The sequence below is a fragment of the Acinetobacter sp. V2 genome, assembly GCF_001188385.1.
Classification (GTDB): domain Bacteria; phylum Pseudomonadota; class Gammaproteobacteria; order Pseudomonadales; family Moraxellaceae; genus Acinetobacter; species Acinetobacter oleivorans.
Genome location: NZ_JZFB01000004.1, coordinates 252357 through 264250, shown reverse-complemented (window position 1 = coordinate 264250; position 11894 = coordinate 252357). Strand labels below are relative to the sequence as shown.

The window sequence follows — 11894 nt, the reverse complement described above, 5'->3', positions numbered from 1 at the left end:
CCATCGACAACGTCACAATAAGGGTCACTGGCTCTAATAGAGCTTGAGTTAAAATCTTCTCACTTTTTGCAAGACTCAAAATTACAAAAGCAAATTCTCCGCCTTGTGCCAAGCAAGTACCCAAAAGCAAACTATTGTTCCAGCTGTATTTTTTATAGCGGGCAATGGCAGTCAATATCAGTGTTTTGATGAGCAATAAGCCGACTGCTCCACCAATAATAAGTAAAGGCATTTCAATGAGTAGTGACAGTTGAGTGGTCATACCCACGGTCATAAAGAATAAGCCAAGTAGTAAACCTTTGAACGGTGCAATACTCGCTTCAACTTCGTGACGAAATTCTGAATCTGCTAATAATACGCCTGTGAGGAATGCGCCTAATGTGGTGCTAATTCCTAAGGTATCCATAAGCAAGACAACTGCAAGGATAATAAATAATCCTACTGCTGTAATAAGTTCAGTCGCGCCACTTTTTGCAACAAAACGGAAGAATGGACGCATCACATAGCGACTAAACAGAAACAGACCCGTAAAGGTTGCAATAATAGCTGCAAAATAAGCGATCCCGTGATGGGTTGATTCTGTTCCTGCCAATAATGGAATGATGGCAAGTAAAGGAATAGCCGCTATATCTTGAAAGAGCAAAATTGAAAAAGACTGCTGGCCATAAGTCGTGTTAAGTTGCTGCTTTTCAGTCAGAAGCTGTAATACAAAAGCGGTGGAAGATAGCGCAAGGGCAAAACCAATGACAAAGCTGACAGAAAGCTGCTGTTGAAACAGTAATAGTATGATCAGCATAAGTACGCCACCGCTAATGAGGACTTGCAGACTTCCCATTACAAAAATAGAGTCACGCATTTCCCACAACCGCTGTGGTCTTAGTTCTAAACCAATCAGGAACATCAATAAAATGACACCGAATTCGGCCAGTTCCATAATTGCTTCAGGGTCATGTGCAATATTTAAAACACTAGGACCTAGAAGTATTCCTGTAAATAAATAACCTAAAACTGTTGCTATCCCTAGGCGTTTGCCAAGAGGGACTAAAATCAGAGAAGCTCCAAGAAAGATTGTTGCTTGCAGTAGGAATGACATTCATTGCCTCGAATGTATTAGTCTCTTTTAAGTGTAAAGCCAAAAAGACTTCTTCACACCATGATATTCAAATCATCTAATTAAATTCTTGCGGATCGACATCAATTGATAGCCTGAGTTGATGCTGTCTTGGAGCATGAACCAATTGAGACCACCATTGTCTTAAGTAAAAATGTAGGCGAGCACGGTCAGCAGATAAAATTACCATGTGGGCACGGTAGCGTCCCGCTTTACGTTCCATCGGCGCTGGAATAGGTCCCCAAATATCAACAATCTCACCAGCCACTTGACGAAGTTGCTCGGCAGCTTCATTTAAAAATTGTAAGGTATAGTCACGATCCTTGGATTCTGCACGTATCAGTACTGCATAGCGATAAGGTGGCAGCAAAGCTACTTTACGTTCAGCCAGCGTTTGTTTGGCAACCGCGCGATAATCTTTTTCGATGAGTGTGGTGAGTAACGGATGATCAGGTCTTAAGGTTTGTAAATAAACATGACCTTTATGTTCTCCACGGCCTGCACGACCAGCGACTTGCACAATCAGTTGCGCTGTACGTTCTGGCGCACGGATGTCTACACTGAGTAAACCTGCATCAATATCTAAAATGGCAACTAATGTGACATGTGGAAAATGGTGACCCTTTGCCAACATTTGAGTACCGAGCAAAATTGTTGGTTTGTTTTGATGAATACGGTCATAAATTTTTTGCCAACTACCGACACGACTGGTACTGTCACGGTCAACCCGAATCACATCATAGTCTGGAAATAGTTCTTGTAAGTGCTCTTCAACCTTAGCGGTTCCTGCACCTAAAGTTTTTAAGCTTTTTTGCTGACATTCAGGGCAATGATCGGGTAAGCGATGAATGGTTCCGCAGTGATGGCAGTGTAAATAAGAATAAGGCTGAGTGTGCAACGTAAAATGCGCATCGCAATGCGGGCAATTTGCTTGCCATCCACAGCTTTCACAAACCAGTACAGGTGCATAACCACGACGGTTTAAAAAGATTAAAACCTGTTCTTTTCTAGCTAATGTATGTTTGATTTGTTCAATAAGGGGCTGGCTAATTCCATGCTGCTTTTTGACAATTTTAAGGTCTATCAAATGCATTTTAGGCAAAAGTGCATGTCCAGCACGTTTGTTGAGTTGCAGCGCAGTTAATTTGCCAGTTTCGACCAAATAATAACTATCAATACTTGGTGTTGCCGACCCTAAAAGAACAGGGCAGCTTTGTAAGTGACCGCGGTACAGTGCGACATCACGCGCATGATAACGGAAGCCTTCTTGCTGTTTATAAGACAGGTCATGTTCTTCATCTAAAATGATGAGGCCCAAACGTGGCAGTGGCGTATAGATGGCCGAACGAGTCCCTAAAATAATAGACGCTTTTCCGGTCTGTGCCTGTTGCCATGCTTGTAAGCGTTTGGAGTCATTTAAACCAGAGTGCAATAAAGCAATGTCGCAGTTAAAACGAGATTTAAAGCGAGAAATCGTTTGAGGGGTTAAGCCAATTTCAGGTACTAACACCAGTACTTGTTTACCTTGCTTTAGCACCTCGTGCATGATGTGCAGATAAACTTCAGTTTTACCACTTCCTGTTAAGCCATCTAATAAAAAGGCTTGGTATTGATGTTGTGCATTTACGACATGCTGGGTTGCTTTCTTTTGGTCTTCATTGAGCGTGAGTGGCATTTGTGCCAATTGAACAGGTGTTGGGCTAAAGTCGTGTGGTTCGAGCGTACAGTCAACCAATCCTTTCTTTTGAAGTGCCTTAAGCGTTGCTGTTTCTACACCACTTAAATTGAGAATGTTTTCTGTAGTTCCGGCAGGGTGTAATTTTAAAATTTGATATGCATCTTGTTGCTTAACAGAACGCTTTAGCAGGGCTTCAACATTGTCACAGGGAGTGATTTTCCAAAGATGGAACAAAACATCCATTGGTTTGCCCTGACGCAATAATGCGGGTAGGGCGGTTTGCATGACCTCACCAATTGGAAATTGGTAATATTGCGCGGACCATGTCAATAAACTTAAAACTTGTTCATCTAAAATTGGTTCTTCATCTAAAAGTTCAGAAATGGCTTTAAGCTGAAATTTGCCTGTAAATGGTTCATTTGGGTCTACTTTTTCTGTAATGATGCCAACTAGGTTTTGGCGCCCAAATGAAATAGCGACGCGTGAGCCTACGTGAGCCCGTTCATATTGTGCTTGGGTGAGTGTATAGTCAAAAGTATCGTACAGATGCACAGGTACGGCTACACGCACACGATAAACAACTGAATCAGGCTTTGGCGTTATGGTCATAGAGGCTCATTTCGTCAATTTTAAAAAACGGCATAGCGTCGTGAAGAGGACTTGGGTATTCTACACAGGCTATAGAACGAATATGAATGATTGCGTAGCATAGATGCAACAGCAGCGACTATTATTTTTGGAAAATTAGAACATTACCATGCCTGCATATCAATTTACTGCCATTGATGCTTCAGGGAAGCAGCAAAAAGGAGTGCTTGAAGGAGATTCAGCACGCCAGATTCGCCAACAATTACGCGATAAAGCATGGACACCAATTAGTGTTGACCCTGTTGAACAAAAAGATAAACATCAGAGTCAGGGGTTATTCCAGAAAAAGTTCAGTGCTTATGATTTGGCACTCATGACCAGACAACTTTCTGTTTTGGTTGCAGCGGCCATTCCTCTAGAAGAAGCTTTACGTGCGGTGAGCAGGCAAAGTGAAAAACCGCATGTGCAAAACCTTTTATTATCTGTCCGTTCTCGCGTTTTAGAAGGGCATTCACTCGCGCAAGGGATGCAGCAATCTGGACGGTTTCCTGACCTCTATATTGCAACAGTCGCAGCAGGTGAGCGTTCCGGACATTTAGATCTGATTTTAGATCAGCTTTCAGATTACACCGAAAACCGTTTTGCCATGCAAAAGAAAGTTCAGGGCGCCATGATTTACCCAATCATTTTAATGCTGATGTCTTTTGGTATTGTGATGGGCTTAATGACTTATGTTGTGCCAGAGATTGTAAAAACGTTTGACCAAAGTAAAGATGCCTTGCCGTGGATTACAGTTGCTTTAATGAAAGCCAGTGATTTTATCCGTCATGCTTGGGTGTTTATTATTATTTTTGCAGTTGTGGGAATTGTCGCATTCGTACGATTTTTAAAAACGACTGCTGGGCATTATGCTTTTGATCGATTAACACTCAAATTGCCATTATTCGGTAAACTGTCACGTGGTATTAATTCTGCACGATTTGCCAGTACTTTATCTATTTTGACTCGTTCAGGCGTACCTTTGGTCGATGCCTTAAAGATTGGTGCAGCAGTGACCAGTAATTGGGTCATACGCGATTCAATTGCCCATGCAGCTGAGCGTGTTACTGAAGGTGGTAACTTGGGTACACAGCTTGAGCGCAGTGGTTATTTCCCACCAATGATGGTACAAATGATTCGAAGTGGTGAGGCATCAGGCGAACTGGACCGCATGTTAGAACGTGCATCGACCATGCAAGACCGTGAGGTTACAACATTTATTTCAACCTTACTGGCATTACTTGAACCACTTATGCTGGTTCTAATGGCAAGCATTGTACTGGTTATTGTAATCGCGGTTATGCTGCCAATCGTAAATATGAACAATATGATTTAATAACTTTGATATTAGAGATAATGATGAAAGTAAAAAATATTCAAAGCGAAACAGCGATGGAACAACATAGTGAATCTACGGTTTCAAATCAGTTTGAGCCAACGTGCCATTCCGAGCATAGCTCTGCATCAAATGTTTGCTCCTCAACCGTAACTTTCGGACTTGCGGCACGTTCGAGCGGTGCTCGAATGAAACGTGTCTCAGGCTTTACCCTCATTGAAGTCATGGTCGTGATTGTAATTTTAGGCGTGTTAGCAGCGTTAATCGTACCAAATGTCATGGGGCGTAGTGAAAAAGCTAAAATTGATACCACTCAAATTACCTTAAAAGGTGTGGCTGGTGCTTTAGATCAGTACAAGCTTGATAACGGACATTTCCCAACCATGCAAGAAGGCGGGCTAGATGCTTTAGTTAATCAACCAGCAACAGCGAAAAACTGGATGCCGGGTGGCTATGTAAAAGGTGGTTATCCTAAAGATAGCTGGAAAAACGATATTCAATATGTCATTCCTGGGGCAGATGGTCGCGCTTTTGATTTGTATTCATTTGGAGCAGATGGCAAAGATGGTGGTGAGGGTAATGATGCGGATATTTATTATCAGCCTTAATTGAAAATATAATAGAGATTATCAATTCAGTTAAAAAGATAAACTGACAAATTCGAATTGATAATCTCTCTCAATCAGGAAAATATAATAAATATTTGAAAAATATAAATTAAAATTAATCATGATATTTGAGATTTATAATAAGAATTATTCCCATATTTAATAGTTACAAGAAAGTTAAAATGTAGAGAAAAATAAGCTATATATTTAAATGAAAGCTTTGCATAATAAATAAAAAGCACTTTATTCAATTAAAAAGGAGAGATTAAATGAAAGCATTTCTCATATTAGATGAACTGACTCAGTTTCATTGGGTAATGCTCAAGTCTGTCCTATTGATTTTGGGTTTGTTGCCGCTTGCTGAAGTTTCATTAAAGCTATGGCTGAGTACAGAGGGAAGTAGCCAAATTATGATTGGCTTCTTTGCATTAAGTATTGTGAGTGCATGGTTGATGGTGAGCTTCTTTACTGCATTAAAAGCGAGTGTCTGGGAAGCTAAACAAATATCTACTAAATATGAGCAATTACTGTTTAAAGCTTATCGCTATTTACCCATGGTCTTTTTATCAAGCCTAGTTGCTTATTTATCTTTGGAACTATCTATTGCTTTTTAATGATATTTTAAAACCAGATTTTTAAATAAAACGTAGACTCAACATCTACGTTTTATTTTTTAGTTAAGCAGGTTGTACCAATATTGCTGTGATTTTACGAACAACAGGTAAGACTAAAAGTAGCGTTGGAAAAGCAATTAACCAAGAAATTGCCCATGCAGACATCCAGACATAAATGGAAAATTCTTCTAGTCCTAAACTTCGTAAAGTGCTGACCATGGACACTACAAAAGTCATAATGATGGATAGAAGAAAGGGTAAAACGATAGATGTATAGCGATTTGGAAGTTTTTTAAAACTAGACAAAGATTTTGAGTTTTGCATTTTTGACTCCGTAAACCAACAAACGCCAGTGCCATTCAAAAATATAAAAATATTTTGAACAAATAGCTCCAAGCATTATTGGAGGTATGTTGGCACGTTGATTGACGTAAACGTTTACGGCTTTTTGATGAGCAGATTTAATTTAGCATGAATTTTGAAAACTGGAAATAAAAAGAGGGTGTTTCTTTATTTGTACATATTATATGCTTCAAATCAGATATTTAAGAACATGAGAAAAAGCAAATGGAACAAATCGAGTGGAATGATTTTTTAAAAGTAGAGCTTCGTGTTGGTAAAATTATTCAAGCTGAGGTTTTTGAAAAAGCGCGTAAACCTGCCTATATTTTACATGTAGATTTTGGTGAAGAACTGGGTATACGTAAATCGAGTGCTCAGATTACTAAACTTTATCAACCACAAGATTTGATTGGTAAGTTAGTTGTTGCTGTGGTGAATTTCCCTAAAAAACAAATAGGGCCTATTCAGTCAGAATGTTTGGTGACAGGGTTTCATAACGCAGATGGGGATGTCGCACTTTGTATCCCAGAGTTTGAAGTTCCTCTGGGTACAAAGCTATTATAATTTAGCGACGTGATTTAAAAGAAACGTCAACTTTACGTGGACGATAGATCCAACCTAAAATCAGCAGTAATACTGCAAATCCTAACACTGGATAATCGCCTAAACGGTTATAAAGAGTTTGACCTTGCATGGCAGGTAAATCACCTCTCAAGACAAACTCTTTATCGAGCGGTGCTTGTTCAGTGATATGACCATTTTGATCAATAAAAGCTGTTACACCAGTGTTGGTTGCACGAATAAACCAGCGACCATTTTCTTTAGCACGCATCTGCACCATCTGTAAATGTTGCCAAGGCCCAGCAGTACCCGTAAACCAAGCATCATTAGATACAGTCACTAAAAAGTCGCTGTCTTCTGCATTGCGTCGGGTAAGGTTTGGATAAGCCACTTCATAACAAATCGCAGCAGCAAGCGCATGTCCTTTAATTAAGAGAGGTTTCTGGTTACTCTCGCCACGTGAAAAACCGCTCATGCTAATATCATTTTGCATGGCTGGTAATACCCATGAGAGTAAACCTGATAGTGGAATATATTCACCAAACGGCACAAGACGCTGCTTTTTATAGAGACCGCTTGAATCACTGCCAGAAGCCATAATACTGTTGTAATACAGCGGGCTACCGACTTCATGAGATTTGGTAACATCCCAGTAAGGAATTCCAGTTACCCATGCAGTTTGGTTCTTTTTAGCTTGTGCATCCATTGCATCCAAAAACGGTTCAATGTCAGTTTGGAAGAGTGGAATTGATGATTCAGGCCATACAATTAAGTCACGACCCCATTCAGATTGAGTCAAACCTGCATAAATTTCTAATGTTCTAACTTGATATTCAGTCAGCCATTTTAAATCTTGTGGAATGTTACCTTGAATGAGTGAAACGCTAAGTGGTTTAGCAGCTTTAGGTTTTACAAACTGTATATATGATGCTCCCCATGCACCTAAAACCAATAGGGCAGATGGGATAACCCAGAAAATACGCTTACGCAGAACTTCAACTAAAGCACATGCTAATACAATGACAACGAAGGAAATCGCGTAAATACCGAATAGAGGTGCGTAACCATCGAGTAAACGTTCAGTAAAAGCGTAACCTACAAACAGCCATGGGAAACCTGTAAATACCCAAGTTTTTGCCCACTCGAAAACAATCCAGAGCGGTGCAAAAGTCAGAGGTGTTTCAGGGAAGAAACGTCGGTAAACCCAAGTCTGAAGTGCGGTAAATAAACCCATCACAAGGGCCATAACAGCAATCATACCCACGCTTAGAACAGCATTAGTGTCGCCATATACATGGATAGAAGTGTAGAGCCAAAAAGCACCTACAAACCATAAGCCGAAGCCATAGCTCCAGCCAATAGCAAATGCTTGTTTGGCCGAACGTTTATGCAGTGATGCATAGAGTAGGGCTGGAGATAAAATTGCCAACCACCACCAATAATAAGGTGCCAGTGAAAAACTGAATACGGCACCTGAAAATAAAGCAATGAGTAAAGGAAAAATTAAAGGAAGCTGTTTTTGTTGTTGCGAAGAATCTAACAGCTTTTCAAAGTATGCTCTCATTGACGTACAGCTCGAATCAGATGAATAGTGCGGGCATCTGCTTCAACGATTGTAAATAACCAATTTCCAAGCTCAACAGTTTGACCTTGTAAATCACTTACTAGACCAATCTCTTGAAGCAATAAACCGCCGACAGTTTCTACTTCATCGTCAGAAAAATCAGCATCTAAAACAGTATTGAAATGTTCGATTGGTGTAAGTGCTTGCACCATCCATGCATTTGCTACCGTATGGTCATTGTCAGGAACAATGTACTGAGCATCTTCATCAGCAGTGTCATGTTCGTCTTCAATCTCGCCAACGATTTCTTCAAGAATATCTTCGAGCGTAACAAGACCAGCCGTTGAACCATATTCATCAATCACAATAGCAATGTGAGTCTGAGTGTGTTTCAACATGCGTAGAACTTGATCGGAACGCGCACTTTCTGGAACAAATAAAGGTTGGCGCATAAGAACTCGAATATCGACTTTGGTATTCGGTTCGGTTAGAAACGGCAGTAAATCTTTTGCGAGCAAAATCCCGACAACATTATCAGGCTGATCAGAAGAGAAGACTGGAAAGCGTGAGTGAGCAGACTCGACCAATACATCAAGAATATCAAGTAACTGATCATCTTCTTGCAAACTGATCATTGCTGTTCGTGGTGTCATGACTTCACGAATTTTTGTAGCTGGAAGGTCAAGAACACCTTCAAGCATGGCAACAGTATCTGGTTCTAAAAAGCGACGTGAATTTTGGACTAATTTTAATAATTCATCACGGGTTTCTGGTGCTGTGCCTAACCATTTTCGTAAGCCGCGCATTCCCCACGACGGACTTGGTTCCTCTTGCATGATCTTTCCTAAAGACTCAATCTATCAAATGAATACTTTGAATCATACCGAAGAAAACATGCTTATGCATCTATAAAACAAGCTAAAAGACAAAACGTATATTGTTATGTAAAAGCCAGTTACAGTTAACAGCGCAGTAATTTGTTTATGCTAAAATGTGAAAATTCTATTTGTTCGAGTTTGTTATGTCAGAGCAACCCATTTCACCTACTGTACAACTCAATACGCGTGGTTTACGTTGTCCGGAACCTGTCATGATGTTGCATCAAGCCATCCGCAAATCTAAATCTGGCGATGTGGTTGAAGTGTTCGCAACAGATAATTCGACCTCATGGGATATTCCTAAATTTTGTATGCATTTAGGCCATGAGTTACTTTTGCAAGAAGAACGCTTAGATGAAAATGGTCATAAAGAATTTCATTATTTGGTGAAGAAAGGGTAATACAATAATAAGGCTTCTAATAACGACGATTAGAAGCCATTAATAATTCAAATTTAATTTGAAATGATAATTTTTTACAAATAAGAATCGTTATATAATTTATAAAATTAAGTATATAAATGACGTATAAAAATGAATGATTATTTTGTGAAACGAAGCTTATTTATTTGTCTTTGGTTTTTCTGTATTGCTGGTTTATTAAATCTAGAAACCCCTTGGTTATCTGAAACTCTTGCCACCATTATTTTAGTTACTGTTATTATTTTTGGCTCAATTCTGATGGGTTATAGAAATACATATTTTGCTCCCGAACCAAAAATAAAGATGAGTCTGATTTTGCATACAAGATTCATGGGGTTCATGTTAATTCTTGATTTATTGTTTGGGAAATCAGTTTGGTATTTCGATTTAGCGCGAAACTTTGGTTTTCTTGGTCTGTTTTTATTAGGCTCATTTATTTTCTATAAAAAGAACCTCAATTTAAACGTAGCAAAAATACCGCCTTTTCAATAAGCAGATTCCAATAAAAAAGCCCCGAATAATCGGGGCTTTTTTTGTTACATATTTGGATAGTTAGGACCACCACCGCCTTCTGGCGTTACCCATGTGATGTTTTGAGATGGGTCTTTAATGTCACAGGTCTTACAGTGAACACAGTTTGCTGCGTTAATCTGGAAGCGTTTAGAGCCATCATTATCTTCCATGATTTCGTAAACACCAGCAGGGCAGTAGCGCTGTGCAGGCTCATCCCATTTCGGTAAGTTTACGTTCACTGGAATTGATGGATCAGTAAGCTTCAAGTGAGCTGGCTGATTTTCTTCATGTACAGTGTTTGAGATAAACACAGAAGATAAACGGTCAAATGTAAGCTTGCCATCCGGTTTTGGATAGTTTGGCTTAAAGCTCGTTGCATCGACAGTTTTCAATACAGCAAAGTCTTGCTTCAAGTCATGTAAAGTGAATGGCACTTTAAAGACGTTTTGGTCGATAAAGTTAAATGCACCACCAATCCATTGACCAAATTTATGCATTGCTGGGCCAAAGTTACGAGAGTTATAAAGCTCTTCTTTTAACCAGCTGTTGTTGAATTTGTCAGTGTATGAAGTTAATTCTTTAGTGAATAAATCTTCGCCTTCAGTAACGCGCGCAATCGCAAGGTCACCGCCTTTTTCAACACCAGCAGCAATCGCTTCAAATACAGCTTCACCACATAACATGCCTGATTTCATGGCAGTGTGTGAGCCTTTGATTTTTGCAAAGTTTAAGAAACCTGCGTCATCACCAATTAAGCAACCGCCTGGGAAAGTCAATTTAGGCAATGAGTTGAAACCGCCTTTCACTACAGCACGTGCGCCGTAAGAAATACGCTTACCACCTTCTAAATACTGTTTAATCAGTGGGTGAGTTTTCCAGCGCTGCATTTCCATGAATGGATACATGTGTGGATTTTCATAAGACAAGTCCACGATCATACCCAAAGTCACTTGGTTGTTTTCAGCGTGGTATAACCACCAACCACCAGAAGAACCAGTTTCAGCCAATGGCCAACCAGCACCGTGCATCACTAAGCCCGGTTTATGTTTTGCTGGGTCAATTTCCCAAAGCTCTTTAATCCCGATACCGTAGTGCTGTGGATCAGCATCTTTATCAAGGTTGTATTTCGCAATGAGGCGTTTGCCTAAGTGACCACGGCAACCTTCAGCAAAGAGGGTGTATTTAGCGTGAAGTTCATAGCCTGGAGTAAAGTTATGCGTTGGTTCGCCATCTTTACCAATACCCATGTCACCAGTTTGAATACCTTTTACCGTACCGTCTTCATGGTAAAGCACTTCAGATGCAGCAAAACCAGGGAAGATAGAAACTTCTAGTTCTTCAGCTTTTTGACCTAACCAACGAACAACGTTACCTAACGAGATAACATAGTTACCATCATTGTGCATGGTTTTAGGAACCATCCAGTGAGGTGCTTCTTTAGAAGTGGTTTCTGAAAGTAAGAAGAATGTCTTGTCTTCAGTTACAGGTACGTTAAGAGGCGCGCCTTCTTCTTTCCAGTTCGGGAAAAGTTCATTGATGGCACGTGGCTCAAGCACAGCACCAGACAAGATATGCGCACCTACTTCAGAGCCTTTTTCAACTACACAAACAGAAAGATCAGGTAAGTTTTTTTCAATCGC

General features: G+C 40.0%; 12 protein-coding genes. 6 read left to right on the top strand and 6 right to left on the bottom strand.

Annotated elements, in window-relative coordinates:
• Together UC75_RS21815 and UC75_RS14195 are read right to left on the bottom strand one after the other, a co-directional pair.
• Positions 1-1093 (bottom strand): monovalent cation:proton antiporter-2 (CPA2) family protein (locus UC75_RS21815; RefSeq protein WP_228137388.1); only part of this gene is annotated, 1093 nt, incomplete at its 3' end.
• A gap of 76 nt (positions 1094-1169) precedes the next feature.
• Complete coding sequence (locus UC75_RS14195) at positions 1170-3398, bottom strand: primosomal protein N' (RefSeq protein WP_049837965.1); 2229 nt, start codon at positions 3396-3398, stop codon at positions 1170-1172.
• A 148-nt stretch (positions 3399-3546) separates the two neighbouring features.
• Here UC75_RS14195 and gspF point away from each other — a divergent pair, with 148 nt between their 5' ends.
• The 3 genes from gspF (at position 3547) to UC75_RS14180 (ending at position 5974) form a co-directional block, all read left to right on the top strand.
• Positions 3547-4752, top strand: a complete 1206-nt coding sequence (gspF, locus tag UC75_RS14190; protein WP_005301929.1) for a type II secretion system inner membrane protein GspF — start codon at positions 3547-3549, stop codon at positions 4750-4752.
• Positions 4753-4775: 23 nt separating this feature from the next.
• Positions 4776-5360 carry a type II secretion system major pseudopilin GspG gene (gene gspG / locus UC75_RS14185; protein ID WP_049837964.1) on the top strand — a complete coding sequence of 195 codons (585 nt, stop codon included), beginning with the start codon at positions 4776-4778 and terminating at the stop codon, positions 5358-5360.
• A gap of 269 nt (positions 5361-5629) precedes the next feature.
• Complete coding sequence (locus tag UC75_RS14180; protein WP_049837963.1) at positions 5630-5974, top strand: hypothetical protein; 345 nt, start codon at positions 5630-5632, stop codon at positions 5972-5974.
• Positions 5975-6037: 63 nt separating this feature from the next.
• On the opposite strand, the gene UC75_RS14175 is transcribed toward UC75_RS14180, so the two are convergent.
• Positions 6038-6298 carry a DUF2798 domain-containing protein gene (locus UC75_RS14175; RefSeq protein ID WP_049837962.1) on the bottom strand — a complete coding sequence of 87 codons (261 nt, stop codon included), beginning with the start codon at positions 6296-6298 and terminating at the stop codon, positions 6038-6040.
• 243 nt (positions 6299-6541) lie between these two features.
• Here UC75_RS14175 and UC75_RS14170 point away from each other — a divergent pair, with 243 nt between their 5' ends.
• Positions 6542-6880, top strand: a complete 339-nt coding sequence (locus UC75_RS14170; protein ID WP_005301940.1) for a tRNA-binding protein — start codon at positions 6542-6544, stop codon at positions 6878-6880.
• 1 nt (position 6881) lies between these two features.
• On the opposite strand, the gene lnt is transcribed toward UC75_RS14170, so the two are convergent.
• A complete protein-coding gene (gene lnt / locus UC75_RS14165) occupies positions 6882-8441 on the bottom strand; it encodes an apolipoprotein N-acyltransferase (RefSeq protein WP_049837961.1) in 1560 nt (519 codons plus the stop codon).
• On the bottom strand, positions 8438-9277 hold the full coding sequence (locus UC75_RS14160) for an HlyC/CorC family transporter (protein ID WP_004794939.1): 840 nt from the start codon (positions 9275-9277) through the stop codon (positions 8438-8440). The genes lnt and UC75_RS14160 overlap by 4 nt, the downstream gene beginning before the upstream one ends.
• A gap of 185 nt (positions 9278-9462) precedes the next feature.
• On the opposite strand from UC75_RS14160, the gene tusA reads away from it, so the two are divergent.
• Both tusA and UC75_RS19295 read left to right on the top strand, forming a co-directional pair.
• Complete coding sequence (gene tusA / locus UC75_RS14155) at positions 9463-9720, top strand: sulfurtransferase TusA (protein ID WP_002053527.1); 258 nt, start codon at positions 9463-9465, stop codon at positions 9718-9720.
• A 132-nt stretch (positions 9721-9852) separates the two neighbouring features.
• Entirely contained in the window at positions 9853-10233 is a 381-nt protein-coding gene (locus UC75_RS19295; RefSeq protein ID WP_049837960.1) for a hypothetical protein, read from the top strand.
• Positions 10234-10277: 44 nt separating this feature from the next.
• On the opposite strand, the gene UC75_RS14145 is transcribed toward UC75_RS19295, so the two are convergent.
• Positions 10278-11894, bottom strand: a 1617-nt coding sequence (locus UC75_RS14145; protein WP_228137387.1) for an electron transfer flavoprotein-ubiquinone oxidoreductase, incomplete at its 5' end; no start/stop codon positions are given.

Excerpts from the sequence above, each read along its gene's own strand:
- tusA (WP_002053527.1), top strand. The coding sequence starts at position 9,463 with ATGTCAGAGCAACCCATTTCACCTACTGTACAACTCAATACGCGTGGT.
- UC75_RS14160 (WP_004794939.1), bottom strand. The coding sequence starts at position 9,277 with ATGCAAGAGGAACCAAGTCCGTCGTGGGGAATGCGCGGCTTACGAAAA.
- gspG (WP_049837964.1), top strand. The coding sequence starts at position 4,776 with ATGAAAGTAAAAAATATTCAAAGCGAAACAGCGATGGAACAACATAGT.
- UC75_RS14170 (WP_005301940.1), top strand. The coding sequence starts at position 6,542 with ATGGAACAAATCGAGTGGAATGATTTTTTAAAAGTAGAGCTTCGTGTT.
- UC75_RS19295 (WP_049837960.1), top strand. The coding sequence starts at position 9,853 with ATGAATGATTATTTTGTGAAACGAAGCTTATTTATTTGTCTTTGGTTT.
- UC75_RS14180 (WP_049837963.1), top strand. The coding sequence starts at position 5,630 with ATGAAAGCATTTCTCATATTAGATGAACTGACTCAGTTTCATTGGGTA.
- UC75_RS14175 (WP_049837962.1), bottom strand. The coding sequence starts at position 6,298 with ATGCAAAACTCAAAATCTTTGTCTAGTTTTAAAAAACTTCCAAATCGC.
- lnt (WP_049837961.1), bottom strand. The coding sequence starts at position 8,441 with ATGAGAGCATACTTTGAAAAGCTGTTAGATTCTTCGCAACAACAAAAA.
- UC75_RS14195 (WP_049837965.1), bottom strand. The coding sequence starts at position 3,398 with ATGACCATAACGCCAAAGCCTGATTCAGTTGTTTATCGTGTGCGTGTA.
- gspF (WP_005301929.1), top strand. The coding sequence starts at position 3,547 with ATGCCTGCATATCAATTTACTGCCATTGATGCTTCAGGGAAGCAGCAA.